Source organism: Flavobacteriales bacterium (assembly GCA_016715895.1).
GTDB lineage: Bacteria > Bacteroidota > Bacteroidia > Flavobacteriales_F > PHOS-HE28 > PHOS-HE28.
This window is the reverse complement of sequence record JADJXH010000004.1, coordinates 2117479-2140717: the sequence shown is the minus strand read 5'-3', so window position 1 is coordinate 2140717 and position 23239 is coordinate 2117479. Positions and strand designations below refer to the sequence as shown.

At 66.0% G+C, this 23239-nt stretch carries 11 protein-coding genes and 1 pseudogene; 10 read left to right on the top strand and 2 right to left on the bottom strand.

The genetic code is table 11. From position 1 onward, the window contains the following. Nucleotides 1-4: 4 nt before the first annotated feature. The 10 genes and pseudogenes from IPM49_17635 to IPM49_17590 all read left to right on the top strand — a co-directional run bounded on the left by IPM49_17635 (nt 5) and on the right by IPM49_17590 (nt 18344). Nucleotides 5-2485 (top strand): polysaccharide biosynthesis tyrosine autokinase, encoded by a 2481-nt coding sequence (locus IPM49_17635; protein ID MBK9276343.1) that lies wholly within the window; start codon nt 5-7, stop codon nt 2483-2485. Next, nucleotides 2485-3033, top strand: coding sequence for a dTDP-4-dehydrorhamnose 3,5-epimerase (gene rfbC / locus IPM49_17630; GenBank protein ID MBK9276342.1), 549 nt, complete (start codon nt 2485-2487; stop codon nt 3031-3033). Before IPM49_17635 ends, rfbC begins: the two co-directional genes overlap by 1 nt. Nucleotides 3034-3041: 8 nt before the next feature. Further along, nucleotides 3042-4136, top strand: a complete 1095-nt coding sequence (locus tag IPM49_17625; protein MBK9276341.1) for an undecaprenyl/decaprenyl-phosphate alpha-N-acetylglucosaminyl 1-phosphate transferase — start codon at nt 3042-3044, stop codon at nt 4134-4136. Beyond that, the gene (locus IPM49_17620; protein ID MBK9276340.1) at nt 4126-5103 is read left to right on the top strand and encodes a lytic transglycosylase domain-containing protein; all 978 of its coding nucleotides are present in this window, start codon (nt 4126-4128) and stop codon (nt 5101-5103) included. The genes IPM49_17625 and IPM49_17620 overlap by 11 nt, the downstream gene beginning before the upstream one ends. Continuing rightward, nucleotides 5075-7963: an excinuclease ABC subunit UvrA gene (gene uvrA, locus IPM49_17615; GenBank protein ID MBK9276339.1), complete on the top strand. Its 2889-nt coding sequence runs from the start codon at nt 5075-5077 to the stop codon at nt 7961-7963. The genes IPM49_17620 and uvrA overlap by 29 nt, the downstream gene beginning before the upstream one ends. Then, on the top strand, nt 7960-8712 hold the full coding sequence (locus IPM49_17610) for a TIGR00730 family Rossman fold protein (GenBank protein MBK9276338.1): 753 nt from the start codon (nt 7960-7962) through the stop codon (nt 8710-8712). The genes uvrA and IPM49_17610 overlap by 4 nt, the downstream gene beginning before the upstream one ends. Nucleotides 8713-8836: 124 nt before the next feature. Beyond that, nucleotides 8837-10243 (top strand): hypothetical protein, encoded by a 1407-nt coding sequence (locus IPM49_17605; protein MBK9276337.1) that lies wholly within the window; start codon nt 8837-8839, stop codon nt 10241-10243. A gap of 927 nt (nt 10244-11170) precedes the next feature. After that, a pseudogene (locus IPM49_17600) lies at nt 11171-11296 on the top strand (OmpA family protein). A gap of 1113 nt (nt 11297-12409) precedes the next feature. Further along, nucleotides 12410-17983: a hypothetical protein gene (locus IPM49_17595; protein MBK9276336.1), complete on the top strand. Its 5574-nt coding sequence runs from the start codon at nt 12410-12412 to the stop codon at nt 17981-17983. A gap of 43 nt (nt 17984-18026) precedes the next feature. Continuing rightward, nucleotides 18027-18344 (top strand): hypothetical protein, encoded by a 318-nt coding sequence (locus IPM49_17590; GenBank protein MBK9276335.1) that lies wholly within the window; start codon nt 18027-18029, stop codon nt 18342-18344. Between the two features lie 48 nt (nt 18345-18392). On the opposite strand, the gene IPM49_17585 is transcribed toward IPM49_17590, so the two are convergent. Together IPM49_17585 and IPM49_17580 are read right to left on the bottom strand one after the other, a co-directional pair. Next, entirely contained in the window at nt 18393-20012 is a 1620-nt protein-coding gene (locus IPM49_17585; GenBank protein ID MBK9276334.1) for a T9SS type A sorting domain-containing protein, read from the bottom strand. A gap of 91 nt (nt 20013-20103) precedes the next feature. After that, nucleotides 20104-23169: a gliding motility-associated C-terminal domain-containing protein gene (locus tag IPM49_17580; GenBank protein MBK9276333.1), complete on the bottom strand. Its 3066-nt coding sequence runs from the start codon at nt 23167-23169 to the stop codon at nt 20104-20106. Between the last annotated feature and the right edge of the window lie 70 nt (nt 23170-23239).

Below are 23239 nucleotides of genomic sequence, written 5' to 3'. Positions count from 1 at the left end.
CGGCATGCTGAACGAGGACGTCAGCCAGCGGAACATCACCCTCGACAGCTATCGGGAGCGGATCACGAACTTCAGCAACGAGTTCGACCTCGGGCTGTTCCTGTACATCATCAAGCGATCCTCGATCTGGATCCTGCTCTGCATCATCCTGTCGGGCGCCGCGGCCTACCTCTACCTCCGCTACACCGCCCCCACCTTCAAGAGCGGCGCGATCCTCCAGATCCGCGAGAGCAACAATGCCCAGCTGGTGCTGGAGATGAACCAGTTCGTGGAGGACAAGAACCTGCTGGCCGACGTGGAGCTGCTCCGGTCCAAGTTCTTCATCGACAAGGTGCTGCGGAAGCTTCCCCTGGAGGTCAGTTATTTCTACAAGGGCCAGATCCTCACCAACGAGCTCTACACCGGCACCTTCTTCCGCATCGAGGACGTCGAGGTGCTCGACCCCCGGGTGCGCGACCTGCCCATCTTCATCGACCTGGACACCGAAGGCAAGGCGACCTTCACCTATGCCGTGGCTGGCCAGCCGCTCACCCTCACCTTCGACCTCAGCGAGCGCGTCACCACCCCGCACTTCCGCTGCAGCGTGTGGCTCGACGATGTGGCGATGAAGGAGCGCATGGAGGCCGATGGGTCCACCTATTTCCGGATCAACAGCCCGGCAAGCCTGGTGGCCCAGTACTCCAAGCAGATCGACGCCCGCATCCTGGACAACGACGCCCGCACGGTGGCCATCGACTGCCGCGACAACAACCCCGTGCTGGCGCGCGACCTCGCCGAGGCCATGGCCGAGACCTACATCGGCTACGACGTGGAACGGATGCGCGAGAGCGCCGAGAGCATCCTCCGGTTCATCGAATCGCAGAAGGACACCGTGTTCGACAAGCTCCGCGAATCCGAGTACCGCATGCAGGCCTTCAAGATGGAGAACAAGGTGTCCGACATGAGCGAACTGACGCCGATCTATCTGAACCGTGTGAGGGAATACGAGGACCGGATCGTGGAGGTGCAGGTGGAGATGGACCTTCTGGCCGCCATCGAACAGTCCACCGACAAGGCCCTGGGCGACATCGATGTGTACAACCTGATGCCCCTCCTGGTCGGCACCACGTACGAGCGTTCGCTCACGACCATGATCGAATCGCTGCAGAAGCTCCTCCTGGAACGCGAGGAGCTCTTTCTGGAGGCCACGCCCAGCAACCAGGCCGTGCGCGATGTGGAGCATCGCATCCAGGTGCAGAAGGGCCTCGTGGTGAACAGCATCCGCAGCCTGCGCGCACGGCTCACCGACAAGGTGAAGGAGTACCAGGACATCATCCTGCAGCACGAGGCGCGCTTCCTCACCCTTCCCGAGAAGGAGCTCGAGTTCGCCCGCATCGACCGCCTGTTCCAGATCAACGAGAAGTACTACACCCTGCTGCTGGAGAAGGACATCGAGTACCGGATCAGCCGTGCCGGTTTCGTGCCGGACAACAAGGTCCTGGAGCGACCGGTGATCCCTGCGGTGCCGATGGCGCCCAACCGGAACCTGGTCATCTTCTCCTACCTGCTCACCGGCATGGTGATCAGCTTCCTCATCGTGCTGGTGCGCTATGTGCTCCACGACAACATCACCTCCCTGAACGACATCGCCAAGACCTCCAGCGCGTCCATCGGCATCCTGGGCATGATCCCCAAGTACAAGAAGGAGATCCCCATCAGCCAGCTGCTCGTCGACAAGAACCCCAAGAGCCTGATCGCCGAGAGCTTCCGCACCGTGCGCACGAACATGCAGTTCGTGGACAACAGCCCGGGGCCCAAGCTCATCGCCATCACCAGCACCATCAGCGGCGAGGGGAAGACCTTCGTGGCGATCAACCTGGCCGGCATCATCGCGTTCAGTGGAAAGCGCGTCATCGTGCTGGACCTCGACATGCGGAAACCCAAGATCCACCTGGGTTTCGGCGTGGACAACGTGCGCGGCATGAGCACCCTGCTCATCAACAAGGACACCCTGGAGAACTGCATCCAGCAGAGCGCCCTTCAGAACCTCTACTTCATCACCGCCGGCCCCATCCCGCCGAACCCGTCCGAACTGGTGATCAGCGAACGCATGAGCCTCATCATCGAGGAGCTCAAGAAGAGCTATGATGTGATCCTCATCGACAATCCGCCCGTGGGCCTCGTCACCGACGGCATCGCCATGATCCAGCGCGCCGACTATCCCATCTACATCTTCCGCTCGGACTACAGCAAGAAGGCCTTCATCCACAACGTGGACCGCCTGATCAACGAGAACCGGATCACCCGCATCACCACCATCCTCAACGGCGTGGACATCGACCGCAACAAATACGGCTACAACTACGGTTACGGCTACGGCTACGGCTATGGCTACGGGCATGGCTACGGCACCGGGTACGGCTACTACGAGGACCGTGGGGACCGCAAGGGTGGCAAGGGGGGGCGGCGTACAGGGTTCCTGGACAAACTCACCGGCAGGGGCTGATGCGGATCGAGACCACCCCTCTTCACGGTCTTCTGGTCCTGCGGCCCGCCGTGCACCGCGACGACCGGGGTCACTTCCTGGAGAGCTTCAACGAGCGGACCTTCGCCGCCACCACCGGCCTGGACCTGCGCTTCGTGCAGGACAATGAATCCGTATCGCGCAGGAACGTGGTGCGCGGACTGCACCTGCAGGCGGGCCCGTCGGCCCAGGCCAAGCTGGTGCGCGTGGCACGCGGCGCCGTGCTCGACGTGTGCGTGGACCTGCGCGCCGACAGCCCGACCCTTGGCCGGCACTTCAGCATCCGGCTCGACGACAGCGCGCCGGTGATGCTGTTCATCCCCGAAGGGTTCGCCCACGGTCTAGCGGTGCTGGAGGACAACACCCTGTTCCAGTACAAATGCTCGCGCTATTGGGACCCGGCGGCCGAACGCACGCTGCTCTGGAACGATCCCGCCCTGGGGATCGAGTGGGGCGTGACCGCACCGATCGTGAACGCCAAGGACCAGGCGGGCCTTCCCCTGAAGGACCTGCTGGCCACGCTTGCCTAGCCCCGGCCATGTACACCCCGGCACAGCTCTTCCTCATCTACTCCGGCCTCTTCTTCGCCGCGGTCCTCTTCTCGCTGCTGATCAACTCGCTCTTCATGCGCTTCGCCCGCACGCTGGGCTCGCGTGAGCACAACACGGACCTGGTGCGCTGGAGCGCCACCCACAAGCCCGCCTTCGGGGGCATCGCCTTCTTCATCGTCTTCCTCGGCGCGTTCTCGGTGAACGGCGTGTTCTTCCCGGCCCTGGCACCGCTCTGGCAGCCCGGCCTGCTGGGCCTCATCGCGGCCACCTCGCTCGGCTTCCTCCTCGGCCTGGCCGATGATGCCTACAACACACGCCCCGTCCTGAAGTTCCTCGCCCAGGTGGGCTGCGGCGCACTGCTCGTCGCCTCGGGCAACAGCATCCACTTCTTCGGAACAGCCTGGGCCGACATGCTGCTCACCGTCGTATGGGTCGTCGGCATCATGAACTCCATCAACATGCTGGACAACATGGACGCCATCACCACGGTGGTCTCCATCTTCATCCTGCTCAACGGCCTGGTGGTGCACCTGATGCTGGGCCCCGTGGAGGGCGTGCACATGGTGCTGCTGGTGGGCACCATCGCAGCGCTGGCCGGCTTTCTGTTCTACAACTGGAACCCCAGCAGGATGTTCATGGGCGATACCGGCAGCCAGTTCCTGGGCGTGTACCTCGCCTTCGTCGGGATCCGCTGTTTCTGGAACGCCCCCTCCCCGGTGAGCGGCGCGGATGAGCACTGGCGCCAGGCGGTCATGACCCTCGTGGTGTTCCTGCTGCCCATCGTGGACACCACCACCGTGACCATCAACCGGATCGGAAAAGGACGAAGCCCCTTCGTCGGCGGCCGCGACCACACCACCCATCACCTGAGCTACCTGGGCCTGAGCGACGGCCAGGTGGCCCTCACCTTCGGCGCGCTGGGGGCCCTCAGCGTGTTCCTTAACTTTGCGGCACTGCGCTTCGTGGGCGCCTGGGGGAACCTTCACACGGCGATCTTCGTTCTGTACGCCGTCGTCGTCTTCCTGCTGCTCTACCTGCCCACGCGACGCCCTCGTCCAGCCCGATCCGGCCATGGCCCCTGAACCACGCACCCCGCTCATCCACGCCCTGCGCATCGCCGGGGCGGGCACCCTCCTGCTGGCCGGTGTGCTGGTCGCCAACCTGTTCACCTACGCGGTGATCGAGGAGCACAACGACCTGGACCACCAGCGCCACTTCAACGCCAGCTACAAGATCTTCTCCCTCACCCTGCCGAACACCGTGGAGCTGTGTGGCGAGCGTGTTCCGCTGGAGAAGCTCGATGTGAGGGAACGGCTGGACCGTGAACTGCTGGTGAACACCTACTGGCAGAGCAACTCCATCCTCGCGCACAAGCGGGCCGCGCGGTGGTTCCCCCTCATCGAACAGGTGCTTCGCGAGGAGGGCGTGCCGGAGGACCTCAAGTACATCTCCCTCATCGAGAGCGGCTTCACCAACGCGGTGAGCCCCATGGGCGCGGCAGGCTTCTGGCAGTTCATGAAGGACACCGCCCCGCGCTACGGCCTGGAGGTGAGCAGCGAGGTGGATGAGCGCTACAATGTGGTGAAGAGCACACGGGCCGCGGCCCGGTACCTGAAGGAGGCCTACGCGCGCTACGGTTCCTGGGCCATGGCCATGGCCTCGTACAACCTGGGCATCGGAGGGCTCGACAAGCAGATCGGCCGGCAGAACGCCAGGGACTACTACGACCTGCTCCTGCCCGAGGAGACCTCCCGATATGTGTTCCGGGCCCTCGCGATGAAGGAGATCATGGCCGACCCGGGCCGCTATGGGTTCCATATCCGCGCCAAGGACCTTTACGCGCCTTACAAGGTCCGCACCCACGTGGTGGACGGGACCGTGAGCGACCTGGCCGCCTTCGCGGCCGAGCAGGGCACCTCCTACAAGGTGCTCAAGCTGTTGAACCCCTGGCTGCGGGAGACCCGCCTGTCCAACCCCGCGGGCCGGCGCTACGAGCTGCTGCTGCCTGCCGCCGATTTCGATGCCGCGGAAGGTGCCCAGGACGAGTGAAGCTGCGGACACCGCCAGCGCCACCGCACCACCGACCGGCGATGCCGCCATCGAGGTGCTGGGCGCCCGTGTGCACAACCTGAAGAACATCGACGTGGTGATCCCCCGCGACCAGCTCGTGGTGATCACAGGCCTCAGCGGAAGCGGCAAAAGCAGCCTCGCCTTCGACACCCTGCACGCCGAAGGGCAGCGCCGCTACATCGAGACCTTCAACGCCTATGCGCGGCAGTTCCTCGGCGGCATCAAGCGCCCCGATGTGGACCTCATCACCGGGCTCAGCCCGGTGATCGCCATCGAACAGAAGACCATCAGCCGCAACCCGCGCAGCACCGTGGGCACGGTGACGGAGATCTACGACCTGTTGCGCCTGCTCTACGCCCGGGCCGCGGACGCCTACTCCTACGTCACGGGGGAACGCATGGTGCGCTACACCGATGCCCGCATCGTGGACCTGCTGATGGAGGAGCACGCCGGCGGTGAACTGCTCGTGCTCGCCCCTGTCGTACGCGGCCGCAAAGGGCACTACAAGGAGCTCTTCGAGCAGTTCCTGCGGCAGGGCTTCCTCCGGGCCCGCGTGGACGGCAAGGTGATCGACCTCACCACCCGCCCCCGCCTGGACCGCTACAAGGTGCACGACATCGAGGTGGTGATCGACCGGTTGAAGGTGCCTGCCGAAGGCCGGTCCGGCCCCGGCCGCAAACGGCTGGCCGATGCCTGCGACCTGGCGCTGAAGCTCGGCAAGGGCAACCTGATGGCCCTGCCGCCGGACGGCACGCAGCCCCGCTACCTGAGCCGCCACCTCATGTGCCCCACGAGCGGCATCGCCTACGAGGAGCCTGAGCCGAACCTGTTCAGCTTCAACAGTCCCTACGGCGCGTGTCCACGGTGCAGCGGGCTGGGCCAGGTGACCGATGTGGCCATCGGCAAGATCATCCCGGACCGCAGCAAGAGCATCCGCCGCGGGGCCGTGCTGCCCCTGGGCAGCTTCAAGAACTCCTGGATCTTCCGTCAGGTGGAGGCCGTGCTGGCCGGCTTCGGTCACGATCTGGACACACCCGTGGAGGAGATGGGCGACCCGGTGGTGGCCGCACTGCTCAACGGCCTGGACGAGCCCCTCCGTGTGAGCAGCCAGGTGGGACTGAGCGACCGCACCGTGCAGTTCGAGGGCATCATCCCCTTCATCCTTGAGCAGGCCAAGGAAGGCGGCACGCAGGCGCAGAAATGGGCCGAGCAGTTCACGCATATGGTGGCCTGCCCCGAATGCAAGGGCACTCGCCTGAAGCGCACCGCGCTGCACTTCCGGCTCGACGGGCTCAACATCCACGAGCTCGCCTCGATGCCGCTGGACCGGCTGCATGCCCATACCGAAGGGCTTCTGGACCGCCTCGAGGGACGGCAGGCCTTGATCGCACGCGATGTGGTGAAGGAGATCACCGCCCGCACCCGCTTCCTCATCGACGTGGGCCTCGAGTATCTCACACTGGACCGCAGCGCCCGCACCCTGAGCGGTGGCGAGGCCCAGCGCATCAGGCTGGCCACCCAGATCGGCAGCCAGCTCACCGGGGTCCTCTACATCCTTGACGAGCCCAGCATCGGCCTGCACCAGCGCGACGACCACCGGCTCATCGCCAGCCTTCGCCACCTGCGCGATGGCGGCAACAGCGTCATCGTGGTGGAGCACGACAAGGAGATGATGGTGCAGGCGGACCACCTGATCGACATTGGTCCGGGGGCTGGCGAGCACGGCGGCCGCATCGTGGCCCAGGGGACGCCCGCGGAGGTGCGCAATGCGGACAGCCTCACGGGCCGCTATCTGCGCGACGAGCTCAACATCCCCGTGCCGCGCCAGCGCCGCACCGGCAACGGTCAACGGCTCTCGGTGCTCGGCGCCACCGGCCACAACCTCAAGGATGTGGACCTCGTGCTGCCCCTCGGCATGTTCATCTGCGTCACCGGTGTGAGCGGCAGCGGGAAAAGCACCCTCATCGGCGACACGCTCTACCCGATCCTGGCCCGCCACTTCCACCGCGCCGATACACGGCCATTGCCCCACCGCAAGGTGGACGGGCTGGCGCACCTGGACAAGGTGATCGAGGTGGACCAGAGCCCGATCGGACGCACCCCCCGCAGCAATCCCGCCACCTACACCGGGCTGTTCGACGCCATCCGCCAACTGTACGCCCAACTGCCGGGCGCCAAAGTGCGCGGCTACAAGGCCGGACGCTTCTCATTCAACACCGCCGGCGGGCGCTGCGAGACCTGCAAGGGCGCCGGCGTGCGCACCATCGCCATGAACTTTCTGCCCGATGTGGACGTGCCCTGCGAGACCTGCCGCGGCAAGCGATACGACCGCGAAACGCTCGAAGTGCGCTTCAAGGGCCGAAGCATCGCGGACGTGCTGGACATGAGCGTGGAGGAGGCCCTGGAGCACTTCGCCGACCTTCCCCAACTGGCCGTGAAGCTGCGCACCCTCATCGATGTGGGCCTTGGATACGTGACCCTCGGACAGAGCAGCACCACCCTCAGCGGTGGCGAGGCGCAACGCATCAAGCTCGCCAGCGAGCTCGGGCGACGCGGCACCGGCAGCACGCTCTACATCCTCGACGAGCCCACCACCGGCCTCCACTTCGAGGACGTACGGCAGCTGATCGCCGTGCTCGACCGGCTGGTCGACCAGGGGAACACGGTGCTCGTCGTGGAACACAACATGGACATCATCAAGGTGGCCGACCATGTGATCGACATGGGCCCCGAGGGCGGCGATGGCGGCGGACGCATCGTGGCCCGCGGAACACCCGAGGAGGTCGTACGCATGGGTCGCGGCCATACCGCCCGATACCTCAGCAACGAACTGCGATGAAACGCACACCCAAGCCGGCCGCGCCGGTACAGCACGCACAGGACGAAAGCGAACGCCGCATCCGCAAGGCCTTCAAGCGGAAGGGCTGGAGCGAGGTGAAGGCCAACGACAGCTGGGCCATCTTCAAGATCATGAGCGAGTTCGTCGAGGGCTTCGAGGCCATGCAGCGCATCAGGCCCTGCGTGAGCATCTTCGGCAGCGCCCGCACCGCACCCGAGCGCGCCGAATACCTGCTCGCCGAGGAGATCGCCTTCCTGCTCACCGGCTACGGCTACGGCGTGATCACCGGCGGCGGACCAGGCATCATGGAGGCGGCCAACAAGGGCGCCCAGCGCGGCGGTGGCACCAGCGTGGGGCTCAACATCGAGCTGCCCTTCGAGCAGGCCCCCAACCCGTACATCGACAAGGAGAAGAGCCTGCATTTCGACTACTTCTTCGTGCGCAAGGTCATGTTCACGAAGTACTCCCAGGGTTTCATCGTGCTGCCCGGTGGCTTCGGCACCCTGGACGAGCTCTTCGAGGCCCTCACCCTGATCCAGACCCAGAAGATCGGCCGCTTCCCCATCATCCTGGTCGGGCGCTCCTATTGGAAAGGTCTGCTCGATTGGGTGAAGCACACCATGGGCGACCGCCACGCCTACATCAACCCCACCGACCTCGACCTGATCACGCTGGTGGACACGGCCCAGGAGGCCGTGGATGCGATCGATGCCTTCTACAGCAAGTACATGCTGAAGCCGAACTTCTAGCGGCCGCGCCCCTTCTCAACATGGCGCTGTTCGCAACGGACCCGCCTCCACCTCCTCGCGCCGCAAGGCCTCCGGGTAGTTTTGCTCAGGCCCACCGAAGGGCCGTGCAAACCGTTCCGGATCCATGGCCCAACTGCTCATCCTCGTCGACCTCATCGGCGTCCTCCTCATCGAGCTCTTCCTGCTCGCCGATATCAAGATCACGCAGGATGCGCCCCCGACGGTGATGCCGGGCAGCGAGACCAAGGTGACCGTGACGGTGGAGAAAGGCGACCTCAGCGGCTTCGCCAAGCTGCAGATCGATCTCCCCGAGGGATTCACCTGCACCGCCATCGAAACGAAAGGCGCATCCTTCACCTTCAGCGACCAGAAGGCCAAGTTCATCTGGATGTCGCTGCCCACGCAACCGACCTTCAAGGTCTCCTACAACCTGGTCGCATCCGCCACGGCCAGCGGCCAGATGCCGATCAACGGCCGCTTCAGCTACATCCTCGACAATGAGCGGCGCACCTACGACCTCGCCACATCCACCGTCACCGTCATGGGCGACCCCGCCGTCGCCGCCGCAGCAGCACCCGCCGAAGCACCCGTCACCCAGCCGATGGACGCCTCCAACGACGTTGTCACCGCTGCCGGCGCGGCACCCGTGCCGGCCGAGGAACCCGTCGCAATGCCCTCGACCCCTGGCCAGGGGCCGGGCGGTGTCACCGTGGAACGAAAGGTGACCCTCGTCTCTGCCAGCGAACTCCTCGTGGAAGTGATGATCAAGAAGGGTGACATCCGCGGCTTCGGCAAGCTGCAGGAGAACCTCCCCGCGGGATTCACCGCGATGGAGAAGGGCAGCGCACAGGCCATCTTCACCACGCAGGACCGCATCGCCAAGTTCGTCTGGCTCAACCTGCCCGCCGACCAGGAGCTCAAAGTGGCGTACAAGCTGCGTGCGAACGGCCAGCCCGATGGGGACTACACGGTCTCCGGCGAGTTCGGTTACCTGCTGAACGACGAGACGCAGCGCGTGGCCGTCGGTGCCTCCACCTTCACCATCGGCGACATGGCCTTCAGTGCCCTGCAGCAGGACCAGGCCCGCATGAACGCCACCGATGCGCAGGACCCCGGTCTCAATCTGCCCGCCAAGGAAGGGAAGACCGAGACCGCGCAGGAGACGCCCCCCCCTTCCGGTGCGGGCAGCCAACCGACCGCCACCGGAACGACAGTGTCCAAAGGCATCCCCGCACCCGAGAAAGGGATCGCCTACAAGGTGCAGATCACCGCGGCGCACCGCGAAGTGGGACGTGCGTACTTCGTCGACCGCCACCGGTTCAACGAGCCGTTCAGCATCGAACGCCACGAAGGATGGATCAAATACACCACGGGCACCTACAGCCAGTACCGCGAGGCGCGGGACAAGCGTGTCTCCTTGGTGGCCGCCGGCCACGATCTGCCCGGCCCCTTCGTCACGGCCTACAACAACGGCGAACGCATCACCGTGCAGGAGGCGCTGATGCTCTCCAACCAGACCTGGGTCCAATAGTCCGGGAAAGCTAACTTTCCCCGCATGCTGCCCCGCCACCGCCACCGGCCCGTCGCGCGCACGACCTTCGCGATGGCGCTGGCCGGCCTGCTGGGTGTGACTTCCGGGAGCGCGGCCGCACAGGAGGCGGACAGCAGCCGCCACGGCGTGCGCCCCACCTTCGGCCTGGGCGTGGGCATGTTCGCCTTCGTGGGCGACATCGGGAACGGTCACAAGGGATACAGCCCGCTGCTGACCCGTGTGGGTTATGAACTGCGGGTCGGCACGCCACTGACCCCGTGGCTCGATGTGGGGCTCTACGCTCTGCACGGTCGCATGGGCGCCAATGAGCGCAGCCTCACCCGCAACCTCAACTTCGAGTCGCGCGTCACCACAGGCGGATTCCAGTTCACCTACAACTTCCACCACCTGCTGAACCCGGGCCGAAGGGTGGAGCCCTACCTCTCGATCGGCATTGAGGCCGTGGAGTTCCTCAGCAAGACGGACCGCTTCGATGCGCAGGGACGGATGTACCACTACTGGAGCGATGGCACCATCCGGGACTTGGCGGAGAGCGACCCACAGGCCGGCGATGCCGTGCAGCTGCAACGCGACTACAGTTATGAAAGCGACATCCGCGAGCTCGACCTCGACGGCTTCGGCAAATACCCCGAGCTCACCTGGGCGGTCCCGGTGGGCATCGGCGCGCGCATGCATCTGGGCGGACGGTTCGACCTCCGCATCGGCACCACCATGCACTTCACCTCCACCGACCTGATCGACGGTGTCACGCAGGACAGCCGGGAGGAGCGCCAGGGTGACGCACGGATGGACCGGTTCCTGTTCAGCTCGTTCTGCCTGAGCTACGGCATCGGCTCGCGGAAGCCACGCGACAGCGAAGGCCCCACGCTCTCGACCGAAGAGATGGACCTGCTGGCCCTGGCCGATGACGAGGACGGCGACGGCGTCACCGATTGGAACGACCAGTGCCCGGGCACCCCCGCCGGCGTGCCTGTGGATGCCAACGGTTGCCCGCTGGACGGCGACGGGGATGGCGTGCCCGACCATCTCGACCTGGAGTTGAACACCGCCCCGGTCGCTGCGGTGGACGCCGATGGAGTGACCCTGACCGATGACGCGCTGCTGAAGGCCTGGCTGAACTACAAGGATTCGGCGAACGTGAACATGGTGCGCTCGCGTGCGGAGTCCTTTGGTCCGCGCGGCCGCACCGGTACCGCGGCGAAACGCCGCGCCTATGTGGTGAAGGTCGGGGAGCACATGGAGGGCATCCCCGAGGACCTGATCCAGAAGATCCTGAGCATCCCGGATGTGCGTACCCTGGAAAGGGGCGACACCACCTTCTACGTGGTGGGCAACTACGACGCCCTGCCCGAGGCGCTGCGGCGGCAGCTGGCGTTGGGCGGCAAAGGCATCGATGGCCGCGTGATGGCCGAGGAGGACGGACGGCTGATCGACATCGACGAGGAGGTGCGCAAGGCCGGTGCCGGCCTCGATGGCACCGATGGTCCCGCCGCCTCGGAGGATGTGGTGGTGCGCGTCCAGCTGGGCGCCTTCCGCAACAAGCTCGCGAAGAACATCTTCACCGGCATCCCCGACCTGGTGGTGATCGAAGGCGAGGATGGCCTCACCCGCTACTACACGGGCAGCTTCACCGATGTGAACCCGGCCGCCAAGCACAAGGTGGACATGCTGCTGAAAGGCTTCAAGGGCGCCTTCCTGGTGGCCTTCAAGAACGGCAAGCGGGTGAGCCTCAAGGAGGCCGGCGCACGCCTCACAGGACCTGAGGACCTCCGCAGCACACCCGTGGGCGGCATCGACAAGAACCTGGTCCGCTACCGGGTGCAGGTGGGCACCTTCGCCGGCAACGTCCCCATGGACATCATGGACAAGTACATCGAGATCGGCAACGTGACACCCGTGCCCAGCGTGGACGCTGTCCGTTACTTCCACGGCGTGTTCCGCACCCGTGCCGAGGCCGAGGCCGCCAAGGAGCAGCTGAAGGCGAAAGGGCTCACCGACGCGTTCACCGTGGGCGCCATGGGCGACCGCATCATCAGCGCCGACGAGGCTGACCGCCTGATGGCGGAGCCGTGATCCAGCAATTCCTTCCGGCGCCTTGCCGTTGATGCGATGGCGGTTACCTTATGCCGCACATCCCCCAGCCTGATGCTCCGTTCACGGTCCTGGTCCGCGGCCTTGGCGGCCGCGATCCTGCTCACTGCGTGCAGCCGCCCCCCGCTCCCCCGCCCCGACCCCGCCTTCGCGCCATACATCACGGCCTTCACCGCCGGACCGGTCTCGGCGGCTTCGCCCGTGCTGGTGCGTCTGGCGGAGGGGCTTACCCTTACCGACACAAGCGCAGGCACGATCGCCTCGCTCTTCGACCTCGATCCCGAGGTGGAGGGCTCCGTGCGCTGGCACGATGCCCGCACCCTGGCCTTCGTGCCTGACAACGCGCTGCGGCCGGGCACCGACCATGCGGTGACTTTCCGGCTCGGGGCCATCGTCAAGGTGCCCGAGCACCTGTCCTCCTTCCGATTCGGGTTCCACACGCTGGAACAGCACCTGGCCGTTGACCTGGCGGACGTGGCTCCGCTGGATGGCGAGGGAGGCGGCCTGCAGAGCATCACCTGGCTGGTGACCACCGCCGATCAGGCCCGGGCCGATCAGCTCGCCGCATGCTTCAGAGTCCGGCAGGACGGGCGGGATGTACCGGTGCGGGTCAGCAGTGGACCTGACGGCCGCCGCCATGACCTGGTGGCCGACAGTGTGCGCCAAGGCACCTCCGCCACCACCGTGGAGCTGATCTGGGACGGGGCCGCGATCGGGAGCGGCGACGAGGGCCGGACAAGCCTCGACCTTCCGGAGGCGGGACGCTTCACCCTGCTCAGCGCCCGCGCACTGCTCGACGGGGAACAGCAGGTGAGGCTGCTGTTCTCCGAACCGCCGGACGCCGCGCAGGACCTGACCGGCCTGGCCGGCATCACCGGCGAACCGCCGATGCGGATCGCCGTCGAGGGCAACACCCTGGTGCTGCATCCCGACGGACCGCAACATGGCGAGCAGGTCGTATATGCGGCCGCAGGCCTCCGCACCGCATCGGGCACCGCGCTCGACCGGGATGTGACGACCCGTGTGCGCTTCCCTGAACCAGGTCCGGCCGTGCGCTTCACGGACGATGGCGTGGTGCTGCCGACCACCGGGGGCCGCAAGCTCCCCTTCGAGGCGGTGAACCTCCGGGCGGTGACGGTGCGGGTCATCCGGGTGCACGCCGACAACATCCCGCAGTTCCTCCAGGTGAACGACCTGGCCGGTGGCGACGAGCTGGCCCGCGTGGGGCGTCTGGTGGCCGAGCAGGATGTCCCCCTCACAAGCACGGACGGCTCCGATCCGGGTCAGTGGAACCGCTACTTCCTCGACCTCGACAAGCTCGTCTCCCCGGAACCCGGGGCCATCCACCGGGTGGAGCTCGGCTTCCGCCAGGACCAATCCGTCTTTCCCTGCGGCACAGGTGCACCGCCTTCCCCCGGAACCTGGATGACCGGCCGTACGGAGCAACCGACGCTGGACGACAGCTTCTTCGATCGCGCAGGCGCCTACTACTACGATGACGACCCCTGGTATCCCGATGACTATGACCATCGTGAACGCGACAACCCCTGCTCATCCAGCTACTACGGCGGTCGCAGGAAAGTGAGCCGCAATGTGCTCTCCAGCGACCTCGGTCTGCTGGCCAAGCGCGATGCGAACGGCCGGCTCCGGGTCGTGGTGAGCGATCTGCGCACCGGTTCCGCCGTCACCGGCGCTGAGGTGGATGTGCTGGACCTGCAGCTCCGCACGCTGGGTCGGCTGACCACCGACGGCCAGGGCTTTGCCGATCTGGAGACGCCGGCCCATACGCCCTTCCTGGTGGTGGCCCGGTCCAAGGACCAGCGCGGCTATCTGCGTGTGGACGATGGCTCCGCACTTGACCTCAGCGCGTTCGATGTGGGCGGTGAGGCGCTTCCCCAGGGGCTGAAGGGATACCTCTTCGGCGACCGCGGTGTGTGGCGGCCCGGGGACTCGCTCCACCTGGCCTTCATCCTCCACGACCGCGACGACGTGCTGCCCAGGGACCATCCGGTGGTGTTCGAACTGCTGGACCCGAACGGCCGGGTCGTGCAGCGCAGCGTGCGACGACAGGCGGTGGGCGATCAATACGGATTCCCCTGCGCCACATCGCCGGATGCGCCCACCGGCCTGTGGCTGGGAAGGGTGACGGTGGGCGATGCCACCTTTCATCGATCGCTCCGCATCGAGACGGTGAAGCCCAACCGGATGCGCATCGCACTGGACCTCGGCTCCGGCCCTCTGCTGGCCGACCAGCTTCCACGGATCACCCGGCTCGAGGCCGCCTGGTTGCACGGCGCTCCGGCGGTCCATTCACCGGTGGTGGTCTCCGTGGGCCTCGCCCCAGGCGCATTCGGACCGGCAGGGCTCGATGGATTCGTGTTCGACGATCTCGGCCATGCGCTCAACGACGGCGAGGTCGTCGTGTTCGAGGGGCGCACCGATGCACGCGGGCTCGCGCTCTTCCCCTTCGACCTCAAGCCATCGGCCGGAGCGCCTTCGGCCCTGCGCCTCACGGTGATCAGCCGCGTGAGCGACCCCGGCGGTGATGCCAGCATGGACCAGCAGGAGGTGGTGCTCCACCCCTATCGCACCTATGTGGGCCTTCGTCCACCCGCGCCTGACGGGGCCTGGGGCGCGTACACCGCCGGCCGCCCGCACCGCTTCGACCTGGTGAGCGTGGACGGCTCAGGTCGGCCCGTACCGGGCCCCCCCCTGAAGGTGCAGGTGCTGAAGGTGGACGAAGAGCGCTGGTGGCATGGGGCCATGGACGGTCCCACGAGCGGCCGCACCGGAGAAGGCCTGCGCCTGGTGTCCACCCACGATGTGGTCACCGACGCACAAGGCCGGGGCTCGGTGGATGTGCGCATGGAAGCCACCGCTTCCGGCCGGTATCTGGTCCGCGCGGAGGATCCGGCAAGCGGCCACGTGGCCGTGGTCAGCCTTCACGTCAGCGCCGAGGGAACGGCCGTTCCCGCCGGTCGCGGCAAGGACCCGGCGGCCACACGACTGGCCATCAGCACCACCCGCGACCGGTACGCTCCGGGCGATGAAGTGGAGCTCACGATCCCCTCCACGCGCAACGGAACCGCGATCGTGAGCCTGGAGAACGGGCACCGGGTGGTCGAGATCACGCGCATCGCGCTGACCGAAGGCGGCACCACCCACCGCTTCAAGGCCACGGCCGCCATGATGCCGAACATCCACGCGCACGTCACGCTCCTGCAACCGCACGCGGAGGTGGACAACGACCTGCCCATCCGCCTCTACGGCGTGATCCCCATCCTGGTCGAGGATCCGTCGACCCGGCTGGAGCCGCTGATCGAGGCGCCGGCGGAGATCAAGCCCGGGCGTGAGTTCACGATCAGCGTGGTGGAGAAGAGCGGGCGCGCCATGCACTACATGCTGTACGCGGTGGACGAGGGCCTGCTCGACCTCACACGCTTCCGCACACCCGACCCATGGGCGAGCCTGTACGCGCGTGAAGCGCTCGGCGTGCACAGCTTCGACCTGTACGATCAGGTGATCGGCGCGTTCGGCGTGGAGGCCGGCCGCGTGCTGGCCGTCGGGGGCAGCGATGGCGGTGGTCCGGTCGACCCCTCCCGCATCGGCCGTTTCAAACATGTGGTGCTTCATGCCGGCCCCTTGTCCCTGGCCCCCGGACAGCGCGGCACCCATCGGTTCACCGTCGACAACTACGTGGGCAGCCTGCGCGTGATGGTGGTCGCCAGCCACCCCGATGGCGCCTATGGGAACGCCGAACGCACGGTGCCTGTGCGACAGCCGCTGATGGTGCTGGCCACCCTGCCCCGGGTCCTCGGGCCGGACGAATCGGTGGATCTTCCCGTCACCGTGTTCGCCATGGACAAAGCGATGCGGGAGGTCTCCGTCAAGGTCGACCTGTCGGGCGCCGTCACCGGAGAAGGTGCCCTCGAGCGCGTGGTCCGGTTCGAGCGGACCGGCGAGCAGGTGATCCGATTCCGCCTGCGGGCACAGGAGCGCACGGGCGCGGCGCAGGTGAACGTGACGGCCCGGGCCGGCACCGAGCGGGCCTCCACGCGCATCGACATCGGCGTGCGCTCACCGATGCTGCCGATCACGCGCTCGGAGGATGGTGTGGTAAGCCCGGGTGGGCAGCTGGACCTGTCCGTTGATCCCATCGGTACCGCTGGCACGAACACCGCCGTCGTCGAGGTCACCAGCATGCCGCCGCTGGGTCTGGAGCGACGCCTTCGCGAACTGCTGGGCTACCCTCATGGATGCCTTGAGCAGACCGTATCCAAGGCCTTCCCCCAGCTGTACCTCGACGGGCTGATCGACCTGTCGCCGGCGCTGAAGGAACAGGTGGATGCCGACGTGGGCGCCGCAATCCGCAAACTCGCTTCGTTCCAGCGTGGCGACGGCCGCTTCAGCTATTGGCCGGGCGGCACCCACACGGACGACTGGAGCAGCATCTATGCGGGGCATTTCCTGTTGGAAGCGGCCCGAACGGGCCATGCGGTGCCCGCGGCCATGCGCACGGCGTGGATCGGGGCGCAGCGCAACGCGGCACGCTCGTGGTCACCTGCGGTCGATGGCCGTTCCGCGTTCGTGCAGGCCTATCGCCTGTTCGCCCTGGCGCTGGCGGGCGCTGCCGAACCGGCCGCGATGAACCGCCTGCGCTCGCTGCCCGCCCTTGAACCCATGGCGCGGTGGACCCTGGCCGCCGCCTATGCCGAATTGGGCCGGACGGATGCCGCGAGCGCCTTGACCACGGGCGCATCGGTGGGGATCGCGGATTATGCTGAACTCAGCGGCACCTACGGCAGCGCGGTCCGCGACGAGGCCTTGATCGCCATGTCCCTGTTGCGAAGTGCGCGGCTTCCCGAGGCCGGTCCGGTGATCATGCGCATCGCCGAGCGCCTCGGCAGCGAGGAGTGGCTCAGCACCCAGAGCACCGCCTTCGCCCTGATGGCCGTGAGCCGCTATACGGCCGCCCACGGGCGGAACACCGGGCTCGACCTTGTCGTCACCATCGATCGGAAGCCCACGGCGGTGCGCAGCGATCGCTCCGCATGGCGGATGACGCTGGAAGCGCCGGACCGGCCGCACAGCGTGCAGGTGGTCAACAAGGGCACCGGCATGGTCTTCACACGCATCACACGGCTCGGTACACCAGCGCAGGGTGTGGAGCACGCGTCATCGAACGGCCTCGCCATCAGGACCACCTTCACCGGATCGGATGGAGGCACGCTCGACCCGGCGCAGCTCACGCAGGGCACCGATGTGCTGTTGAAGGTGGAGGTGACCCATGTGGGCACCGAGCCGGTGTACAGCAACCTGGCGCTCACCCAGATCTTCCCTTCCGGATGGGAGGTGCGCAACGCCCGCATGGAGGGCCTTGAGCGGATCCACACGGACAGCCCCTACACCCACCAGGACGTGCGGGACGACCGGGTGATGACCTACTTCGATCTCGCGCGTGGCCAGAAGGCCGTGTTCCATCTGCGCGCGACCGCGGCCTATGCGGGGCGATACCACTTCCCCGGTGCCCAGGTGGAGGCGATGTACGATGCGCGGATCCATGCCCGGACACAGGGTGGGCCGGTGCAGGTGATCGTCCCCTGGGCCGAACCACAAGCGGGGCGGTGAGGTGCCCTTTGATGCGTAACATTGCAGGAACAAACCCAGGCCCATGACCCTTCGCCGCCTTGTCTTCGCCGCCACCTGCGCCATCGTCGCCGTCGCCGCCCAGGCCCAGCAACCCATCACCTCGGCCTTCGTCGTCGGTGAGGAGAAGGGTGGTGGCATCCTTCTTTCCGAGGTGATCGCGGTGGACGCGGAGCTCTCCAACGATGCCGTACTGGCGCGCTTCGGCAAGCTGCCCGCCTCGGTGCCGACCCAGCGCTGGCAGGTGGTCCGCCACACCAATGAAGCGGATGCCCGCAAGGCCAGGGCCGAGATGGACGCCAAGTACCGTGCGAGCGGTCGGACCGTGCAGGAATTGAAATGAACGGGCCCATCAGGCCCCGATCGGAAAGGCGCCTGCGGGCGCCTTTTCTCATGGTGCCCCGAGCAAGATCACCGGGTGTGCGGCACGCCGGCCGGAAGCGTCGGTCACGGTGATGACATAGCTGCCGGCGGGCAGGTCCCCCACCTCCAGCGGGGTCCCATTGCGGCCCTGCATGCGGCGCACCGGCTGACCGGCCACCGACCAGATCACCAGATCGACCGCCGCCTCAGGCCCGTCCCACGCCACCACCAACCGATCCCGCGCCGGCACAGGATGAACGCGCAGCCCCGGCAGCGGGCGTTCCTCCAGGCCGATCGCGCAAGGCGACCTTGACCCGTCCAGGGCAAGCACACCCAGGTCGATCGGATCGAGCCAGGCCTTCAACTTCTGCGTGGCCGTGTTGGGGTTCTGGGTCCAGTGAAAGCTCATCTTCCCGTAGTAGTCCGGCTGGTCCGGGCCCGAACCGGGCAGTCCGCAGCCATCCATCACACAGCAGCTGGTCCCTCCGCTCAGGGTGCCGATCACCCGACCGTTCGCATCGAGCAGCGGGGCCCCGGACGACCCGGGCTCGGTGACCCCATGCCCGTTGGCCGTGGCCGTCCATTTCACGAACCAGTGGCTGTAAGGTCCGCCGGCGATCCACTGCGAAGTGAGCAGGTTCATCGCGTAGGTGCTCACCTTCTTCTCACTGCCCGTGGGATGGTGGATGGTGACCCCGCTGTTGCTCGGTGCACTCGAAGCATCCCAACCCGCCCAATAGGGATCGAAGCTCGACGGGACGCTGGTGTACGCTTCCAGGAGCAGGAAGTCCGACCCGTTCAACCCGCCATCGTTGCTGTCCGCGCGTCGGTGGCATCCGGTGATGTACTTCGTCTGGTCGGCCGGTCCGCTGCCACAGCCCGTGCGCTGATACCCGAAGTAGAACTTGTAGTCCTGCAGATCGGACGCGGTGGAGTTCAGACCGCAATGCAGGGCGGTGAGGATGAAGGGGCGGCAGTCCTGCGCGGTGTTGTTCATGAGGGTGCCCGAGCACCAGATGAGCGCCCCGTTGGCCCTCACGCCCACCCGGACCACCGCATCGCGCTGATCGGCGTAGGGCTGCCCCTCGGGGCAGTTCACATCCACCTCGCACGGATCGGCCTTGTGCCAGGACTCTTCCCGAAAGGTGTGCCCCACTTCCGCCACCGTGAACGTGCCTTCCACGGCCGCATGCCGCCCACCCACCACTTCGATGATGCAACAGGGGCCGAAGGCACGGGGCAGCGCCACACGGCCACTGGCCGGCACCTCCTCCCGTGTGATGCTGACGATCGGTTCCAAGGTGTTCGCGTCGCGCAGGACGAGCCGCTCCTCCCGCCCGAGCCGCACGTCCACCAGGAACGGTTCCACAGCCAGGGCACCCTCCGAACAGACCTGGATGCGCCTCACGCCTCTTGGGGATGAGGTGGCGTCATCCGCGGCCTGCACGGGAAGCACCATGCCGTAGGCCGGTGGCAGGCCAAGGGCACGACCCGCTTCATCCAGGGCCAGGGCCTCCGCCTCCACGAACGGCGCTGCGAACACCGTGCGGCCCGGTCCGTCACCCGGGTCATGCTGCGCCGACAGCCCGGCACCGCCGAAGAACGCGACCATGGCCCATACCCAGCCTGTGCTGCCAGCGCTTGTCATGCAGAACGAAAATAGGCAGGCCGGTGACCCATGGCGTGGAAAAGACGAGGGGCCCATGGTCGGGCCCCTCGCGATCCGTTCATCGGGCCGATCACCTCAACAAGGTGACGTGACCCTGTTCCTTCACTTCGGAACCATCGTTCCCGACCCCCACGAAGACCCAGTAGTACGTACCCTCCGAGATGTTGGAGCTTGGCTTCCAGATCACCTTGTTGGTCGTGGTCTGCGGCACGGCATACACCTTGGTGCCCCAGCGGTCGTAAATGGTCATCTCCACGCTCTTCCACCCGCGCAGGTCGGCGTATTCGAAGGCGTCGTTGTTGCCATCCCCGTTCGGGCTGAAGACGTTCGGGATGATGACGATGGGATCCGGCAGCACGATCACCGTATCCTGGTAGAAGCCGGTGCAGCCCTGGTCGCTCACGCCGTTCAACGTGATGATATAGACGCCCGGTTCGTTGAAGGTGTAGGTCGGCTCGAACTCCGTGGAGGTCCCGGTGGTGTCGCCGAAGTTCCAGTTGAAGGAGACCACGTTTCCGGAAGAGGTGTTGTCGAAGAAGACGTCCAGCGGTGCGACACCCTCGTTGGGCAACGGGTTGAAGCTCACGTCCGCCGGGGGATCCCAGGTGGTCGTCACCGTGGCGGTGCCGAAGCAGCCCAGGCCGGGATCACCCACCGTCACCGTATAGCTGGCCGGAGAGGTCACCGGCACCACGTTGGTCACCCCGCTGTTCGGGTCCGACAGACCCACCGTGGGCGACCAGCTGTAGGTGAGCAGATCCTCGTTGACACCCGCACACACCCGGAAGCGCATGTTCGGACGGTCGGCGCTCTCACCCTGGTTGAAGAAGGCCGGCGGGATGGTGTCGCACAGGTTGGCGCCATCGGTGAAGTGGTAGATCACCGAGGTGTAGCCCGTGTTGGTGGCGAAGGTGGGCGAGTTCTGGGTGAACCCGTTCGGGTAGTTGCTGAAGCAGAACTCGACGATCACGTTGGAGACACCGTCCCAGTTGAAGCCCGGGTTCAGCACGAAGTTGTTCCAACCCAGGGTGATGGGCACGTCGGTGGGCCCGAAGACCGGGAACAGGCCGGTGACAAAGCCCTGGTCGATGTTCAGCGAATCGAGCGTGGTGCAGCCCATGTGGATCTGCCAGCCCGGGTACAGGGACAGGCCGTTGACCGCCGCTATGTTCATGGACAGTTCGTTGATCGTCCCGCCCGTGAAGCCCAGGGCCTGGAGCTCGCCGGCGCGGATGAGGACCTGGTGCTTGGCGCTGTTGTACCAGTTGCCGAACGGCGCGGGGTACGAGGTGGTCGTTCCCTGGATCACATCCGTGCCCAGCTCGAAATCGGCCACGATGCCCGAGGTGCAGCCCGCGAAGTTCTGTCCGCAGTAGATCGGGGGGGAGTTGTCGATCTCCACGGTGAACGTGGTGCCCTGGCCCTCGCAGAAGGAATCGTCAGCCACCGAGACGGTGAAGTCAGGCACGAATCCCGGCAGGACGACGAGCGTCAGGCTCGAATCCCGCTTGGTGCATCCGTCCGGGCTGGTGACCTCCACTGCGTAGTCATACGTGCCCGGCTGGCTGTACCCGGCGATCGGGTTCGCGATGTCGTCCGCGGAAAGACCGAGCGACGGCGTCCACTCAAAGGTGTAGCCCGGCAGCGCCGGATTGGTGATGACGTTGATCTGTGCGGTCTCGCCCAGGCAAAGCGTGTCGTCGCTCTGGGTGAGGGAGAAGGAGAAGTCGCTCACCACGGCCACCGTGATCGTGTCGGAGTTGATGCAGGAGCCCGCCAGGTCGCTCACGACCACATACGTGGTGGTGCTGTTGGGATCGGCGATCACCTGTGAGCAGAAGGGCGGGTCGAGGCAGATGAAGTTCTGCGGGGTGATGGGGTCGCCACCCGGCAGGATGGACCACACGAAGTTGGCGCCCCCTTCCGCCTCGATGTTCGCGACCTGCGGCCCGCAGATGGTCTGGTCGGGGCCGACCGAGGTACGCTGGAGCACGTTCGTGTTGAACACATAGGTCTGGAACGCACTGATCGGGCAGTTCTGGTCCTCCACGGTGATGGTGAACGGATAGAACCCGTTGTTACCCGGTTGGGCCGTCCAGCACACGGTGATCGTCACCGGGTTGGTGCCCGTCCAGGAAATGGTGGAACCCGGGAGGTTCTGTTGCACGTTGCTCTCCACCACCAGGGTGTCCCCCAGGTCGGGGTCGCCGATCACGACGTCGAAGCAGAAATTGTCGGACTCGCACAACTCGATCTCCGTGCAGCTCACCTGCACCGCCGTACCGGAGAAGTTCGAGATGCAGTAGGCCGGATCCGGCGCCTGGTTGGTGCAGGGGATCACCACGAACTGCATGTCGCGCATCACCGTGCCGATCACGTTGCCGTCCTCATCGTACTGCGTCACCTCCACCACCACCACGAAGTTGCCGATGGCGTTCGGGGTGAAGGTGAGCAGGCCGGTCACCGGATCGAGGGTCATACCCGTGATCGGCTCATTGGCGGTGTATGGGAACACGTAGCCGATGAGCGTTCCACCCGCGTCAAGCGCGGGATGCAGGGCATAGCTCAGGCTGTCGCCGTCCGGATCGTACACCCCGTAGCTGTAGAGCACCGGCTGGTTGAGGCATACGTACGGGATCGGCGCGCTCGTGAACACCGGGGAGTCCTCGCATGGATAGTCCGCATTATTGAAGGTGGTCTCGATGTAGCCCTCCACAGTGCCTGGTTGCTGCAGGTTCTCGATGGCATCGTTGCGGCAGCACAAGGACCACGACGCCGTCCAGAAATCACAGGGAGGCACCGTGGCGATGCCCGTGTAGATATACTCCTCCAAACCCGGGAGGGTCCCATTGTTGCATGTACTGTTCTGGAGCTCGTTCGGACACAACTGGCTCACCTCGGAGAAGCTCTGCTGGGTGACCGTCACCTGCTGGTTGCCGCACGGGCTCTGCAGCGTGATGTCATACGACTGGCTCAGGGTGGTCCCTGCGCAGTCCCGGTAGATGATCATGGTGAACGCATACTCCCCGTTCCCAAGACATTCATAGATGATCTCACCACCCGACACGTGGGTGGCTTTCGCATCATGCCAGGAGAGGGTGGCCAAGGCAGCCAGTGCCAGCAGTTTACGGTGCATCGTGGTTCGTTAAGGCGGTCGAAGATAAGGTTCCCATGGAACTCCGACGGATCTTCGGAGCCGACGAGTT

Excerpts from the sequence above, each read along its gene's own strand:
- IPM49_17610 (MBK9276338.1), top strand. The coding sequence starts at position 7,960 with ATGAAACGCACACCCAAGCCGGCCGCGCCGGTACAGCACGCACAGGAC.
- IPM49_17625 (MBK9276341.1), top strand. The coding sequence starts at position 3,042 with ATGTACACCCCGGCACAGCTCTTCCTCATCTACTCCGGCCTCTTCTTC.
- IPM49_17590 (MBK9276335.1), top strand. The coding sequence starts at position 18,027 with ATGACCCTTCGCCGCCTTGTCTTCGCCGCCACCTGCGCCATCGTCGCC.
- uvrA (MBK9276339.1), top strand. The coding sequence starts at position 5,075 with ATGCCGCGGAAGGTGCCCAGGACGAGTGAAGCTGCGGACACCGCCAGC.
- IPM49_17585 (MBK9276334.1), bottom strand. The coding sequence starts at position 20,012 with ATGACAAGCGCTGGCAGCACAGGCTGGGTATGGGCCATGGTCGCGTTC.
- IPM49_17605 (MBK9276337.1), top strand. The coding sequence starts at position 8,837 with ATGGCCCAACTGCTCATCCTCGTCGACCTCATCGGCGTCCTCCTCATC.
- rfbC (MBK9276342.1), top strand. The coding sequence starts at position 2,485 with ATGCGGATCGAGACCACCCCTCTTCACGGTCTTCTGGTCCTGCGGCCC.
- IPM49_17635 (MBK9276343.1), top strand. The coding sequence starts at position 5 with ATGCTGAACGAGGACGTCAGCCAGCGGAACATCACCCTCGACAGCTAT.
- IPM49_17595 (MBK9276336.1), top strand. The coding sequence starts at position 12,410 with ATGCTCCGTTCACGGTCCTGGTCCGCGGCCTTGGCGGCCGCGATCCTG.
- IPM49_17580 (MBK9276333.1), bottom strand. The coding sequence starts at position 23,169 with ATGCACCGTAAACTGCTGGCACTGGCTGCCTTGGCCACCCTCTCCTGG.
- IPM49_17620 (MBK9276340.1), top strand. The coding sequence starts at position 4,126 with ATGGCCCCTGAACCACGCACCCCGCTCATCCACGCCCTGCGCATCGCC.